Below are 15,168 nucleotides of genomic sequence, written 5' to 3' on the forward strand. Positions count from 1 at the left end.
AGCGACGGCATGCAAAGCTATCCTCTTTCGCGCGATTTCCACGTGTCGTTCAGCGATCTGAAGCTCGTCGCGCGCGGCCTAGTACGACCCGAATGCGTGCTTGCGCTCGACGACGGCACGGTGATCGCCGCGCACGGCGAAGGCGGCTATTCGGTCATCGCGTCCGATGGCGCGCTCACGCACCGGCTGATCGAGCCGCGCGATTCGAAGCGCGCTTATGTGCCGAACGGCATCGCGCTCGCGCCGAATGGCCGCGTGCTCTTCGCGGATCTCGGCCACGCGTACGGCGGCCTCTTTTCCATCGACAGGCAGGGCAAGCTCGAAACCGTGCTCGATGCCGTAGACGGCATCGCGCTTCCTCCCAGCAACTTCCTCTTCGTCGATGAGCACGGCGTGCTGTGGTTCACCGTCAGCACGCGCAAGATTCCGCGCAGCGAGGCGTGGAACCACTCGGTGACGGACGGTTTCATCGGTGTTGTCGATCAGAACGGCGCGCGCATTCTCGCCGACGGGCTCGGCTACACCAACGAGGTCGCGATCTCGCCCGACCGCCACTGGCTGTATGTGAACGAAACCTACGCGCAGCGCGTGAGCCGCTTCCCGCTGCTCGGCAAGCAGGAAGCGCCCGTGCTCGGTCCGCGCGAAACCGTCGCGCAGTTCGATGGCGCCGATCTCCCCGACGGCCTTGCCTTCGACGCGCACGGCGGGCTGTGGCTGACCTGCATTGCGAGCAATCGCGTGCTGCTCGTGCGCCCCGACGGCGAGGTGCAGGTGATCCTCGCCGATACCGACGCCGACCACGCCGACCGCATCGCACGCGGCATACGCATGGGCACGCTGCAACACGCCGACATGCAGACGCCGGGACGCTCGCGGCTCGGCAATGTGTCGAGCATTGCGTTCGGCGAGCGCGACATGCGCACGGCGTACCTCGGCTGTCTGCTCGACGACTGCATCCGTTCGTTCCAAAGCCCGATCGCTGGGTTGGCGTTGCCGCATCGAAGCCGCCGTATCAGCTGATCGGATGAGGCCGCAGAGCCACACCGATCCCATCATCGACCTATGCAGGAGACGAGCATGAACGACATCGAATCGCGAACGATGCGCAAAATACTGCGCCGCTTCGCGCCGCTTCTGACCATCTGCTTCGTGGTCGCTTTTCTGGATCGCGTGAACGTCGGCTTCGCCGCGCTCACGATGAACCGCGACCTCGGTCTTTCCGCATCGGCTTTCGGGCTCGCCGCGGGACTCTTCTTCGTCAGCTACTTCATCTTCGAAGTTCCGTCGAACATCCTGCTGGAACGTGTCGGCGCGCGGCGCTGGATCGCCCGCATCATGCTAACCTGGGGCCTCTGCTCAGCGGCGACCGCATTCGTTCAAGGCGAGTCGTCGTTCTACGCAGTGCGTGTACTGCTCGGGGCGGCCGAAGCCGGCTTCTTTCCCGGCGTCGTGTTCTTCCTGACACTGTGGGTTCCGGCGACGCACCGCGCGCGCGTGATAGGCGGCTTCATGGCCGCGATGCCGCTCGCGAGCGTGATAGGCTCGCCGCTCTCCGGCTATCTGATGAGCCTGCACGGATGGCTCGGCCTTGCTGGCTGGCAGATCATGTTTCTGCTCGAGGCGGTGCCATCGCTCGTGCTCGCGTTCGTCGTCCTGCGCGTGTTGCGTGATTCGCCGAAGGACGCCGAATGGCTCGACGACGACGAACGCGCATGGCTCGAATCGACGCTGGCCGCCGAACGCGCAAACCGCGCGACGGCCGTCGAGCGCGGCATGCTCAATCTGCTGAAGAGTCCGGTTATCCTGCTGACCGCGCTCGCCTACTTCGGCGTCACCGGCTTCAATTACGGATTGAGCTTCTTTCTGCCGCAGATCGTACGCGCATTCGATTTGACCCTCCAGCAAGTGGGTTTTGTCAGCGCGCTGCCGTTTGTCGCGGGCGCGGCGGGCATGATTCTATGGGGCCGTCACTCCGATCACACCGATGAGCGGCGTTTCCATCTACTCGTTCCGCTGGCGCTCGCTGCAATCGGACTGGCCGGCTCGACGATCGCCAACGCGCCCGTGCTCAAACTCGCGCTGCTGTGCCTGGCAAGTTTCGGCGTGTTCTCGGCGTTGCCGGTGTTCTGGGTAGTCGCGCCCCGATTGCTAGGACCGGCTGCCGCTGCGGCCGGCATCGCGCTCATCAACTCACTCGGCAATCTCTCTGGCTTCGTCAATCCTTATGCCGTCGGCCTCGTCAAGGATGCCACCGGCAGTTTCGACGGCGGCCTGCGACTAATCTCGGCGTTTGGTGTCGCGGCGCTCGTCATTCTGCTCTTTGTCACGCGCGGGATGCGGGGTACACGACGACAAGAAAGCTCCGACGTTTCGACATTCGAACCCGGCAAGGGAGTCTAACGTGAACCTCATCGACCATCTCGACCACCTCGTCCTTACCTGTGTTGATATCGACGCTACCAAGCGCTTCTACACCGAAGTCATGCAGATGCGGCTCGAGACTTTCGGCGAGGGGCGCATCGCGTTCCGCTTCGGCGATCAGAAGATCAACGTGCATGTTCGCGGGGCCGAGTTCGAGCCGAAAGCGCATCTTCCGGTCGCGGGCGCGCTGGACTTGTGTTTCATCGCGGCGGTTCCGCTCGACGATGTCGTCGCTCATCTGGAGCAATGCAACTGGCCGATCATCGAAGGCCCGGTGCAACGCACAGGCGCCACTCAAAGAATTCGCTCTGTCTACGTGCGGGATCCCGATTTAAACCTCATCGAAATATCCGAACTCGTGTAACAGACGGTCAACATCGAGCGGTGAACGGCAGATAGGCCGACCCGCTCCTCAACGACATAGCAGGAGACACATCATGAACATCGCAACGGAAGCGCCCGTCGAGGCGCAACCCATTTCCCGGCCGCGCAAGCGGTGGTTCCAGCACCTGTATATCCAGGTATTACTGGCGGTCGTGCTCGGCATCCTTCTCGGGCACTTCTATCCGTCTGTCGGCGAAGCGATGAAGCCGCTGGGAGACAATTTTCTGAAGCTCATCAAGCTGATGATCGCGCCGCTGATCTTCTGTACGGTGGTGCACGGCATTGCGAGCATGAACGACATCAAGTCGGTGGGACGTGTCGGCATCAAGTCGCTCATCTACTTCGAAGCGATGACCACGCTCGCGCTCGCCATCGGTCTCGTTGCGGTGAATCTGATGAAGCCCGGCGGCGGCATGCATATCGATCCGCGTACGCTCGACGTCTCGTCCATCGCAGCGTACACCAAGGCCGCGCACGACCAGAGCGTCGTTGGATTCCTGTCGCACATCATTCCAGCGACGGTGTTTGGCGCGTTGGCCGAGGGCGACATTCTGCAAGTACTGTTCATTTCGATCATCTTCGCCTTCGCGCTTCAGATGCTCGGCGAACGCGGCAAGCCTCTGCTCTTCGTGATTGATGCAGGCGCGAACACCTTTTTCAACATGGTGCGCATCGTGATGTACGCGTCACCGATCGGCGCGTTCGGTGCGATCGCGTTCACCATCGGCAAGTACGGCGTCGTTTCGCTCAGCTCGTACGGACAACTTCTGCTGACTTACTATCTGACCGGGCTCGTGTTCGTGTTCGTCGTTCTCGGCACGGTCTGCAGACTCGCAGGATTCAGTCTGATCGCCTTTCTGCGCTACATCCGCGAGGAGCTGCTGCTCGTGCTCGGCACGTCCTCTTCAGAGTCGGCGCTGCCTCGGCTCATGGCGAAACTCGAAAAACTCGGCTGCGAAAAATCCGTCGTCGGTCTCGTCGTTCCCGCTGGATACTCTTTCAATCTCGATGGCAGTTGCATCAACATGACCGTGCTCGCGATCTTCATCGCACAGGCGACGGACAGCACACTCAGCATCGGTCACCAGCTCACGCTTCTGCTTGTCCTGCTGCTCACGTCCAAGGGCGCGGCGAGCGTCAGCGGCGGCGCATTCATCGTACTGGCCGCAACACTCAGCTCGGTGCCCGGCATTCCCGTCGCAGGCCTCGTCCTTGTGCTCGGCATTTATCGATTCATCTCGGAAGGCGGTGCGCTGATTAACGTCATCGGCAACGGCATCGCGACGATCGTCGTCGCCGAATGGGAAAAGGCGCTCGACCGCGACACGTTCAAACGCCAGCTCGCATCGGGACCGGGTGACGAGTGAGCACGCGCATCTTTCCGTTCGAACCGACGCATCGCTCCTCGAAGCGCCTCATCACCACCGCAGCCTAAGCAACCGACAGAACATGACTTTATCATCGTCACCGCTCCGTGTCGTCTTCCTCGACCGATCGACCATTCCGCCCAATACGCGCCTGAAGAGTTTGCCCTTCAGTAACGAATTTAAGGTGTTCGAATCCACCAAGCCTGAAGAGGTGCGCGAACGAGTCCGCGATGCCGATATCGTCATCACCAACAAAGTGAAGCTCTCCGCCGACGTTATCGCTCAGGCGAAACGCTTGAAACTTATCGCGATCGCGGCAACCGGCGCTGATAACGTCGACATGAACGCCTGCGATGCAATGGGCATATCGGTTTGCAACGTTCGCAACTACGCGGTGCACACTGTCCCTGAGCACACCTTCGCGCTGATCTTCGCGCTTAGGCGCAGCCTGACGGCTTATCGTTCGGCAGTGCAGGCGGGCCGCTGGAAGGCGTCCGGACAGTTCTGCTTCTTCGACTATCCCATCAAGGATCTGACGGGCTCGACGCTCGGCATCGTCGGTGATGGCGCGTTGGGAAAGGCGACCGCCGAAATTGGAGGAGCATTAGGGCTGAAGGTGCTTTTCTCGTCGTTCAAGGGGCGCAACGACATGGGCATGCTCTACACGCCGTTCGACCGCGTACTCGAAGAATCCGACATCATCACGCTGCATTGCCCGCTAAACGATCAGACCCGCGACCTTATCGGCGATGCTGAATTCGCAAGAATGAAGCGACGCCCTATTCTTATCAACACGGCGCGCGGTGGACTGGTGAATGAAGCCGCACTGATTCGTGCGCTGAAAGACGGCTCGATATCCGGCGCGGGTTTTGATGTCGCCACTGAGGAGCCGCTGCCGGAAGCCAATCCGTTGAATGAAATCCTAGATCATCCCGCATTCATTCTGACGCCTCACGTCGCATGGGCCAGCGAAGAAGCCATTCAGGCGCTCGCCGATCAACTGATGGAGAACATTGGTGCGTATGTCGCGGGACAACCGCGAAACGTCCTTAACGCACCGCGCACCACTGGCTGGTAACCGGGTCCCGGAACAATTTCTAAAGGATCAGTACTTGCGCTCTGCGTCGATCTCTGCCGTGTACGTCCTCCCGAGCAAGAATTCAGTCAGCGGCCTTATTCGCAATTCGAGCGGCCAATCGGAACGGCAATGTCCGATCACGCTCAATGATGGCAAGTGGCCGGTCGGCGCCTGAGATGATGCGCGTACGGCGCTGACACTCGGGCAATCGCAGTCGAACGACCGGTGTCGGAGCCGTCCCGTCACGCGAGCCTACGAACCGTGTTGCCTCAACGTCGCTCGGACCCATAGAGCGCAGTCAGCCGAGCGCGTCTAGAAATCTTAGATCTTCAGCGGACATCGACTCGAGCCACTGCGCTTCGCGGCCGAGGTCAGGAAGGACTCTACCGAATTCGACCATCTGCGACGGAGACAACTCCGACAGGTAGACCCAAACGTGGCGGCTCGGCGTGCGAGTCTCGTCAACCACGATAGTCACGATACGTTCGAGCAATCGTTGTTTTTGCTCGGACGTTCGGCCCGCTCGAATCTCCGCGTGTACAAAAATGTGGTCCGACGCTAAAGGCTGACCCGCCAGAAAATGATTCCCGGCGGCGATATCCTGGAAGATCACCTGGGCAAAGAACGTCTGCGCGCCCGTCGCTTCACTGTGCGCCTGTGTGATGCCCGAAGCGATTGCATGCTTCAGTTGAGCGTCCAGGCGGCCTTCCGCAGCCGCGACAATGTAGGTTGGCATTGACAGTCTCCTTTAAATCGCTGTTCCAGCGCAAAGGATGGAGGAGGTTCAATATCCGGCGGCTGCCCCGCGGCCCGCTTGCGAGCCAAGCGTCCCCGCAGCAGCCGAGTGAGGCTCGAGGACGGAAGCGATAACTCCAATAGCTTGCTGGATTTGCTGACGGGAGATGTTCAGATACGGGATTGAGCGAACCGCATCAGCGCCGGAGGGAAGAACGTAGAGTCCTTTTGCATGGAGCTTCTCGACGAATTCTCCAGCGGGCAGCGATGTCACGCCGAAACGTACGATATTGGTTTCCACCGACGCCACGTCCAGTGCGATCCCGGGCAAAGATGCAATTCCACGGGCAAGCATTTGCGCGTGCTCATGATCTTCCACCAGACGGGTACGATGGTTACGCAGCGCATAGAGCGCCCCCGCCGCGATGATGCCCGCCTGACGGAAGCCACCCCCGATTTGTTGCTTGAAACGACGCGCCCGAGCGATGAAGTCGCGCGGGCCGGCCAGCGCAGAGCCGACAGGTGCGCCAAGGGCCTTTGAAAAACACACGCTGACAGTGTCGAAGTGTTTCGCGTAGTCGCGCTCGGGAATACCTGTAGCCGCCGTTGCATGCCACAACCGCGCCCCATCGAGATGCAGCGCCAGGCCTTTCGATCGGGCTGCATCGCAAACACCGACGAGCTGCTCAATCGGCCAGACTTTCCCCCCGCCGATGTTGTGAGTGTTCTCCAGACATAGCAGCTTGACCGGGGCGGGGATCGTAGCCGGAAAGAATCGATGCGGCACACCTAGTGCGTCCGCCACGTCCCTCGAGGAAAACACGCCGCGTACGCCAGGCAAAAGCCGCGGGAGCACACCTGAGAAAGCAGCTGGCGCGCCACCCTCAAGAATATAGACGTGTGCGTTCTGATCGAACAGCACCGCGTCGCCCGGTTCAGTGTGGGCCCGGATGGCGACCTGGTTAGTCATGGTGCCGGTCACCATATAAACGGCGTCCTCCTTGCCCAGCAATTCCGCTACTTCGCGCTCGAGCTCCTTTACGGTCGGGTCGTCGCCATAGACGTCGTCGCCCACCGGTGCGGACGCCATGGCTGCTCGCATGGCCGCTGTGGGCTGGCTGCAAGTATCGCTACGCAGGTCGATCATTTCGTGCTCTCTGGGATGATTGTCGTGCCCAGATTGTGTATTCCTGCGTGCGCGTACTTTTGGATAAAGTTGCGCTTATTGCCGGCGTGAGCGACTTGGCGGTACGCCAAAAAAGCGTCGAAATTCGCGGGTTAGATGCCCCTGATCGCAGTATCCGACTTCGATTGCGACCTGCCTTAGTGGCTGCCCTTTGAGCAAGAGCTGCTTTGCCAATGCGACGCGGCGCTGGACTAGATACGCGTGCGGCGCCAGACCTACGGAATGCTTGAACACGCGAATAAGCTGATAGGTGCTCATTCCGGCAACTTCTGCGATCGCGTCAAGGGTCGGGTTTTCCATGAAGTGCGCATCCAGGAATTCGCGTGCCCGTTTGACTGCCCCCGGCAGCAATGTTAAAGCGTCGAAGCTCGAAACTGTTTGTGCGTGCCGCTGGACCAGTTGAAACAACGCTACAGTGAGGCGCGAGGTCTTTTCCAAAGGATGAATGTCGGTCGATTCCGAATAACAATGGGCTTCGTACAGCAACCGCATCGTCTGCGGGTCGTCGATGACGGTTTCGGAGAAATGAAGCGTTCCTCTCAATGGCCGGCGCTCAAGGTTCAGCATGTTCGTCAGGTCGGCGGTCGGCACATACATCATCCGATAGTCCCAGCCACCCTCGAGCGCGGGTCGCCCTTCGTGCACGCTGCCGGGGTTGATGACGCAGATCGTACGTTCGGGCATCACGAGACGGTGTCCACGTGCGTCGAGGTATGCTTGGGCACCTCGCTCAATGACGCCGAAGGCGAATTCGTCGTGCGCGTGCGGCGGAAACCGATGAGTACGGTAGGTCGCCTGGAGCATCTCGATACCTGCGAAAGCAGGCTCGCGCCAAAACTTCGCCCGATTAGGAATGTGCGGCGGTACTCGATCCATTTGACTGACCTGAAAGTTAGGGAGGTCCGACCCGCACACGCGGCCGGAACCTGCTTGCCCCAGTTGCGCCAATGATCGCATGTTCTCAAATACGAAACCGGCTACGTGTTGGGCGCCCTAATCAGCCTGAAAACGTTCCCACTTGCACGGGCTTTCTGACGCGAAACCACAGACGGACGACGACCGCAATAGTCCCTGAAAGTCGCAAACAGCGCTGTACCGGCATACACGTCCGAGCAGCAACCGCTTCCGGGCATTCAAGTGACCGGTTCCGGCGACTAGGAAGCGGCGGTATCGGCCGAGCATCGTCTGACGACAAATGCTTGTGCCGTAGCCACAGCCGACGCTCGCCGTGCATCGGTGGTGCGCCTGCGTTCCTGCCTCGCTGTCATTCACAAGACGGGTTGGTCATCCTTCGGATGCCGGAAGCGGCGAACGAGTCTGAACCGATCGTTGTCGTTCCGACATCGTCAGCGATGTTTGTGGTGGCCGACAAGCGTATCGCCCCGTAGCCCGGTGTTGGATGTGGAGCAGTCGTTCAGGTGAAAAGTACACGTCCGCGGTGAGCGGCAGGAAGTGGCCGTTTGTTCGCATTTGGACGCATTGCCCACAGGCCCACGTGGAGGACTTGAACATCCGCTTCGGAGACCGTTCATCGAGATGGCGCTCTCGGCCACTAGGCGACGCTCGCCAGAGATATCAGAGGACGTTCAGATGACCGGTGTCATCGCGGCAAGAGCCATTCCGGTCGTCCTTCGGATCGCAGCGACGTCCCTTCAAGAGCGTGCGGTGCGCATTAGTGTCGACTCGACACGTTGCTGGCTGGACTCTCAGCAGACCGATTCCAAGCGCTCCGCGCATTTCCGTAAAACCTGACCGGGCGGCAGTTTCCACCATTTGTTGCGCGAAAAAATCTCCACTTCCACCATACCAACATAGCCCGCATTCTCGACGCTCTGCCGAAAGCGCTTCAGGTCGATCACGCCGTCTCCCATCATGCCGCGATCAAGCAACAAGTCTGTCGTCGGAACCAGCCAGTCGGAAACGTGGTAGGCAAGAATGCGATTTTCATTGCCGATCGATGTAAGCGCACCTTCCAACTGCGGGTCCCACCAGCAGTGGTAGACGTCGACCGCGACACCGAGGAAGCCATTGTTATGCGGATCGAGCTCGCGCGCGATGGCGTGCGCCTGATCGATCGTGTTGACCACCGATCTTTCGCCCGCATACATCGGATGGAGTGGCTCAATGGCTAATGGGACGGCGAGCTTGCGGGCTGCTTCCAACAAAGCGCCGATGCCGTCCTGGACCTGCATGCGCGTAGCGGATAGGTCGCGGCTACCTTCGGGCAGACCTCCCACGACCATCACGAAACATTGAGCACCCAGTTCCGCCGCGTCGTTGAGCGCCCGAACGTTCGACTGGATATTGGCCTGACGCTGCTCTTGCGTCGAAGCAGGAAAGTAGGTTGACCGACAGTACCCGGTGACCTTGAGGTCGAGTGCACGGATCTGCTTGGCGATGTTGCTGACGTCGGCGGCTTCGACTTCATGACGCCAAGGGGCCAATCCACCAAACCCTGCCTTGGCGATTCGATCAATCGTCACGTCGATCGGTTCGCGATGTCCCAGTGTGGCGGTGTTGATGGAGCAACGAGTAAGGTGCAGAGATTCCATGTCGCCAATCCAGCCTTCGTTGAGGGTCGCTGATCTAAGAGAAAGCCGCCGAAAACGCGGCTTCTGCGTTTATTCCGCGCATCCGAGCGTGGTCAAGACCGCCCGCATACGGTTGACGGCCACCTCAGGATCTCTGAGCAGGTTTGCCTGATCGGCGAGTCGGAAGACCTCGGCCAAATAGGCAGGCGGCCGCATGCCGTGATGTCCGCCCAACATGAAGAAGTGCGGCTGGAACCCATTCAGGTAGGCGAGGAACACAACCCCGGTTTTGTAGTACTGCGTCGGGGCGCGAAAGATGTGACGCGACAACGGCACCGTTGGCGCGAGCAGTTCGTCGTAGCGAGCAAGATCGTTTGCGGCGAGCGCGGCCAGCGCCTGCGACGCTGCAGGCGCGATCGCGTCGAAAATACCCAGCAGCGCGTGGGAGTAGCCGAACTCGTCGCCCGCAATGAGAACCGGATAGTTAAAGTCGTCGCCCGTGTACATCTTCACGGACTGAGGAATGCGACGGCGGAAGGCAATTTCCTTCGCGTCATCCAGCAAGGAAATCTTAATGCCATCGACTTTAGCTTCGTTCGCGGCGATGACTTCGAGGCAGACCTTCGCCGCGTTTTCGAAGTCGGCGTGGCCCCAGTACCCGGCCAGCTCGGGATCGAACGCATCGCCGAGCCAGTGGAGAATGACCGGCTTGTCGCACGCCGACAGGACTTCCCGATAGACACGAATGTAGTCATTCGCGTCCTTGGCCACGCGCGCGAGGGCGCGGCTCGCCATCAGAATAATCTGACCGCCCGCGCGCTGGACGCTCTCGATTTGCGTCAAGTAGGCCTTGATCACATCGTCGCACGAGCGCGTGTCGTTGACCGGCAAATGATCCGTGCCGCAACCCGAAGCGATTAATGCGCCGGGAATGTCGCGCGTTTCATTCAACGTGCGGACAATCAGCTCTTTCGCCGAGTCCCATGACAGACCCATGCCGCGTTGCGCCGTATCCATTGCCTCCGCGATCCCCAGCCCTTGCTCAAGGAGACCTCGGCGATATTCGATGGTCCGGTCCCAGTCGATCGCGCACGGCTGGCCGAGCTCACCGCTACGCAGCGGATCGGCCACCACGTGCGCCGCCGAATAGGCGATGCGGTTAAACGGTGCTGCAGGCTTGACGACTTGCAGCGGGGTGCCGGTCAGACGGTAGTCAACGAGTGCGCCGTCTAGGGTGGGGAGCTTGATTTGCATGGCTTGAATCTCGAAATCAGTATTTAGAAACAAGAAGACCGCCATCGACGCGGATCGCTTGGCCAACGCTGAACGGTAGGCCACCCGTTGCTAGCGTGCGCACGGTAAGTGCGACTTCATTGGGCGTTCCCCATCGTTTGATGGCGGTCAACCCGTTTTCCATGAGCGCGTCATAGCGCGCCTTCGATGGCGCAGTCATTTCCGTTTCGATCAGGCCCGGCTGCACTTCGAAAACACTGACCCCCAATTCAGCAAGCCGCAAACTGAACAGGGTCGTGGCCATCGACAGACCCGCCTTCGAGACGCAGTACTCGCTGCGCTGAGGCGACGCCGCGACGGCGTTGGATGAGGAAATCGTGACGATCGAGCGATTGACGTCCGACTGCGGTGCTTGAGCGACACGCCGACCAAACGCCTGCATCAGGAAGAACGTGCCTCGCGTGTTGACGTTCAGGCACCGGTCATAGCTTTCGGGTGTGACTTCCAAAAGATCACCTCGGGACATGACAGACACTCCAGCGTTATTGACCAGGCAGGTGACAGGACCGAGCGCCTCTTCGACCGCCTGAAAGAGCGCGTCGTGGTGCGCAATGTCGGCAAGATTCGATGTCAGCGCCACGCACTTCATACCGATGCGTTCGATATCGGCGCGCGTGGCGACCAGTTCCTCTGATGTCTCGACGTCGGTGATGGCGACGTCGAATCCGGCGTGGGCAAGCTCGAGCGCGATGGCTCGACCAATGCCGCGACGAGCGCCCGAAACCAGTGCGACTTGGCGTTGCTCCATGGTGTTATCTCCTGCATGGCTTTTTCTGACATGTCGTCTTACGAATAGCGATTGAAACCGTAAGTAACGATCCAGTTCGTTATTTAATACTGGTAGGACGGCGCTGTCAAAAAAGGGTTTTCCCTAACAATCAGGAAAACCCTGTGCGTGCTGGAACAAAAAAGGAAGTGAGGAGGCGCGGTCGCGTAATTAACGCGGGCGTAACAGGCTAAAAATCGTTTCGAGATTGAAGTCGAGGCGTTTCTGGAGGGCGTCTTTCGAAACGAAATCGAAGCCGAAGATGACCTCTCCGGTGAAGCGATTGGTCAGGTAGTAATAACCCAGCGCGGCGATAGTCAGGTGCAACTGGCTTGCATCGATGCCGGCTTTGAAGTCGCCGGACGCCACGCCGCGATCAAGGATTTGCTGCAGCATGTTGACGAAGCCACGATGCAATTCGCCGAATCGTCTGGATTTCTTGATGTGTCGAGCCCGGTGCAGATTTTCGCTGTTCACCAGGGACATGAACTCCGGGTTCTTCAGGTAATAGTTCCACGTAAAGGTAACGTACGCGCGGATGGCCTCGACGGGCGCGAGATGGTCCAGGCCAAGCGCTCGTTCCTCGGTCCGAATATCCGTCCACATCTCTTCAAGGACCGTCTGGAAGAGTTCCTCCTTCCCCTTGAAGTATTCGTAGATCATCCGCTTATTGACGCCGGCTTTTTCGGCGATCGTCTCGATGCGGGCGCCGCCCAAGCCTACCTTAGCGAACTCCGCCTTGGCTGCTGCGAGAATCTTGGCCTGCGTCTGGATCGGATCACGCAGCCGCTTCGCACGCGCGGGCTTTTCAGCAACGCGTGCCTCTTCGCTCGGTTCGACTGTGGTCTGCATATCTATGGGTCAAATCTAAAGTTAAACGGTAACTGACAACACCTGCACGTTGCAATCACGGCGGACGGGCAGCTTTCCACGCCCTCGTTATCGTAAACCCGATTTCGGGTCTTTCACTCTTGAACGTCGCTTTTCTCTGTTCTACCATGCGCCACAAGTAACGATATGGTTCGGTACTAAGTAATTCGCAGATTAGCACAGGAGGCGATGTGAACAAGTGGACCAATGCAAAGGCGGTTGCGGCTTCGATCTTTGACGGTGCGACGATCGCGATCACCGGCTCAGGCGGCGGCCTGCTTGAGCCGGACGCCATCCTCGCGGCGATTGAAGCGCGCTTTCTTAAAACGGGTCATCCGCGTAACCTGACGGTCGTTCACGCGCTCGGCGTCGGTGACGGCCAAGGCAGTGGCCTCGGACGGCTGGCCCACGCTGGCTTAGTTAAGCGCGTGATCGGCGGGCACTGGGTGTGGTCCTCTGCGATGCAGAAGCTGGCTCACAACGGCGAGATCGAAGGCTACAGTTTTCCCGGTGGCGTGATTGCGACCCTGTTTCGGGAGATTGGCGCGGGTCGGCCGGGCGTGATCACGCGTGTTGGTCTCAGAACCTTCGTCGATCCGCGTCTGGATGGCGGCAAACTGAATGCAGCGACCACCGAAAACCTGGTGGAACTGATCGAAATCGACGGTAAGGAGTATCTCCGCTACAAGCCCCTCAAGATCGACTTCTCGATCGTCATGGCGTCGAGCGCTGACGACAGAGGCAATCTTTCGACCCGCCACGAACCGGCAGACCTCGATATTTACGCCGTCGCGCTGGCCGCCCACAACAGCGGCGGCAAAGTCATCGCTCAGGTCAAATCGCGGCCGCGCTCCCATGTGCCCGCGCGTCTCGTCCGTGTGCCCGGCGTCATGGTCGATTTCACCGTCGAGATGCCGACGCAACGTCAGTGCCAAGTCAGCGAATACGACGCAACGTTGAGCGGCGAAAAGCTCGGCGAGACGCCTGAGATTGAGATGCCCGATGGCATGCGCCTTATCGTGGCCGAGCGCGCTGCGCAGGAACTTGGCTCCAATCAATCCGTGAATTTCGGTTTTGGCTTCCCGGGCGCCATCCCGGCAGTTCTGGCGTCCCAAGGTCGCGGCGACGAGTACTGGGGTTCCGTTGAACAGGGTATCCACCGTGGCGCGATGCTTGATGGCTCGATGTTCGGTACGGCGCGTAACGCCGACGCCATCATGCCGAGCGTCGATCAATTCGACTGGTACAGCGGCGGCGGTATCGACGTGACCTTCCTCGGCATGGGCGAATTTGACGAAGAAGGCAATGTGAACGTTTCGAAGCTCGGTTCCACGGTCGTCGGCCCAGGCGGATTCATGGACATCGCACAGGGCGCGAAAAAGCTTGTTTTCTGTGGCGCGTTCGAGGCCAAGGGGCTGCGCGTGGAGCGCAAAGGCGACGCGCTCGAAATCCTCTCGCCGGGATCGGTGCCGAAGGCCGTAAGGAAGGTGCGACACGTGACGTTCAGTGGCGTGCAGGCGCGTCTGGACGGCAAGGAAGTCTTCTACATCACGGAGCGAGCGGTGTTCCGGCTTGATGCGCTCGGCGTGTGCCTCGTCGAAGTCGCCAAGGGCCTCGACATGCACCGCGACGTGCTCTCGCGCATGGAGTTCACGCCGCTTATCGATGAGCGTCTGCTCGAAAACGCTCCGGCTCACTAACGCCGCTCAACTACCGCTCACATTCGATTCTCGGGAAGAAGAGGTTCTTCATGTCTGACACTGACATTCTCTACGAAGCCAAAGGTAGCATCGCCACCATCACGCTGAACCGCGCTTCGCGACATAACGCGCTGACGTTACAAATGCTGGATGACATCGACCGTGCCGTGGCGGACGTCGAGCGCAACGATGAAATCCGCGTGCTGAAGATCGAAACCACCAGTCCGCGCTTCTTCTGCAGCGGCGCAGATATCAACGAGTGGGGCGACATCGATTCGCAAAAGATGGGCACCCGTTTCATTCGGGAAGGCAACCGTGTGTTCCGTCGAATCGCGGAACTCGACAAACCGACGATCGCTGTCCTTTCTGCCAGCGCGCTCGGTGGCGGATTCGAACTCGCGCTGACGTGCGACCTGCGCTACGCAAGCACCCAGGCCAAGGTTGGCTTTCCCGAAGCGTCGGTGGGCGCCATCCCCGGATGGATGGGCTGCTCGCGGCTTTCCGAACTCGTCGGCGCAACCCGCACGCGCGAGTTGATCCTGCTCGGTGAACCGATCTCCGCCGAAACCGCTGTCGCGTGGGGCGTGGTCAACGAAGCTGTCGAAGCGGATCAGCTACGCAGCCGCGTCAATGTCGTCTGCGAGACGCTCATCAAACGATCAAGGACGTCTCTGTCCGTGGGCAAACGGCTTATCCGCATGATGGAGACGGGCCAGCACGATTACGCTCACGAACTCGCCGCATCGGTATGCAAGGCGTCGCCCGATGCAATTGAAGGCGTCGCGGCATTCCGCGAAAAGCGCCATGCATCTTTCCGTTAAATCTCAAATCCATCAC

The 15,168-nt window shown here is 59.9% G+C and carries 14 protein-coding genes; 7 read left to right on the forward strand and 7 right to left on the reverse strand.

What is annotated here, in order from left to right:
- The first annotated feature begins 9 nt into the window (after window positions 1-9).
- The 5 genes from LDZ23_RS32620 (at window position 10) to LDZ23_RS32640 (ending at window position 5,250) form a co-directional block, all read left to right on the forward strand.
- Entirely contained in the window at window positions 10-1,020 is a 1,011-nt protein-coding gene (locus LDZ23_RS32620; protein ID WP_244808519.1) for an SMP-30/gluconolactonase/LRE family protein, read from the forward strand.
- A gap of 57 nt (window positions 1,021-1,077) precedes the next feature.
- Window positions 1,078-2,400, forward strand: a complete 1,323-nt coding sequence (locus tag LDZ23_RS32625) for an MFS transporter (protein ID WP_244808520.1) — start codon at window positions 1,078-1,080, stop codon at window positions 2,398-2,400.
- Window position 2,401: 1 nt separating this feature from the next.
- Window positions 2,402-2,785 (forward strand): VOC family protein, encoded by a 384-nt coding sequence (locus LDZ23_RS32630; RefSeq protein ID WP_244808521.1) that lies wholly within the window; start codon window positions 2,402-2,404, stop codon window positions 2,783-2,785.
- A gap of 73 nt (window positions 2,786-2,858) precedes the next feature.
- Window positions 2,859-4,172, forward strand: coding sequence for a dicarboxylate/amino acid:cation symporter (locus tag LDZ23_RS32635; protein ID WP_244808522.1), 1,314 nt, complete (start codon window positions 2,859-2,861; stop codon window positions 4,170-4,172).
- An 82-nt stretch (window positions 4,173-4,254) separates the two neighbouring features.
- Window positions 4,255-5,250, forward strand: a complete 996-nt coding sequence (locus tag LDZ23_RS32640) for a D-2-hydroxyacid dehydrogenase (protein ID WP_244808523.1) — start codon at window positions 4,255-4,257, stop codon at window positions 5,248-5,250.
- Between the two features lie 298 nt (window positions 5,251-5,548).
- On the opposite strand, the gene LDZ23_RS32645 is transcribed toward LDZ23_RS32640, so the two are convergent.
- The 7 genes from LDZ23_RS32645 to LDZ23_RS32675 all read right to left on the reverse strand — a co-directional run bounded on the left by LDZ23_RS32645 (window position 5,549) and on the right by LDZ23_RS32675 (window position 12,613).
- Entirely contained in the window at window positions 5,549-5,986 is a 438-nt protein-coding gene (locus tag LDZ23_RS32645) for a tautomerase family protein (protein ID WP_244808524.1), read from the reverse strand.
- A 48-nt stretch (window positions 5,987-6,034) separates the two neighbouring features.
- Window positions 6,035-7,132 (reverse strand): threonine aldolase family protein, encoded by a 1,098-nt coding sequence (locus tag LDZ23_RS32650; protein WP_244808525.1) that lies wholly within the window; start codon window positions 7,130-7,132, stop codon window positions 6,035-6,037.
- 75 nt (window positions 7,133-7,207) lie between these two features.
- Complete coding sequence (locus LDZ23_RS32655; RefSeq protein WP_244808526.1) at window positions 7,208-8,047, reverse strand: AraC family transcriptional regulator; 840 nt, start codon at window positions 8,045-8,047, stop codon at window positions 7,208-7,210.
- A gap of 830 nt (window positions 8,048-8,877) precedes the next feature.
- Window positions 8,878-9,723 (reverse strand): sugar phosphate isomerase/epimerase family protein, encoded by an 846-nt coding sequence (locus tag LDZ23_RS32660; RefSeq protein ID WP_244808527.1) that lies wholly within the window; start codon window positions 9,721-9,723, stop codon window positions 8,878-8,880.
- A gap of 69 nt (window positions 9,724-9,792) precedes the next feature.
- Window positions 9,793-10,956, reverse strand: a complete 1,164-nt coding sequence (locus tag LDZ23_RS32665; RefSeq protein ID WP_244808528.1) for a dihydrodipicolinate synthase family protein — start codon at window positions 10,954-10,956, stop codon at window positions 9,793-9,795.
- A 16-nt stretch (window positions 10,957-10,972) separates the two neighbouring features.
- Entirely contained in the window at window positions 10,973-11,743 is a 771-nt protein-coding gene (locus LDZ23_RS32670; RefSeq protein WP_244808529.1) for a 3-ketoacyl-ACP reductase, read from the reverse strand.
- 189 nt (window positions 11,744-11,932) lie between these two features.
- A complete protein-coding gene (locus LDZ23_RS32675) occupies window positions 11,933-12,613 on the reverse strand; it encodes a TetR/AcrR family transcriptional regulator (protein ID WP_244808530.1) in 681 nt (226 codons plus the stop codon).
- Between the two features lie 209 nt (window positions 12,614-12,822).
- Between LDZ23_RS32675 and LDZ23_RS32680 the strand changes: the two genes are divergently transcribed.
- Window positions 12,823-14,331 (forward strand): acyl CoA:acetate/3-ketoacid CoA transferase, encoded by a 1,509-nt coding sequence (locus tag LDZ23_RS32680; protein ID WP_244808531.1) that lies wholly within the window; start codon window positions 12,823-12,825, stop codon window positions 14,329-14,331.
- A 50-nt stretch (window positions 14,332-14,381) separates the two neighbouring features.
- Window positions 14,382-15,152, forward strand: coding sequence for an enoyl-CoA hydratase/isomerase family protein (locus LDZ23_RS32685; protein WP_244808532.1), 771 nt, complete (start codon window positions 14,382-14,384; stop codon window positions 15,150-15,152).
- Window positions 15,153-15,168 lie beyond the last annotated feature (16 nt).

It is taken from the genome of Caballeronia zhejiangensis (genome assembly GCF_022879815.1).
Lineage (GTDB): Bacteria > Pseudomonadota > Gammaproteobacteria > Burkholderiales > Burkholderiaceae > Caballeronia > Caballeronia zhejiangensis.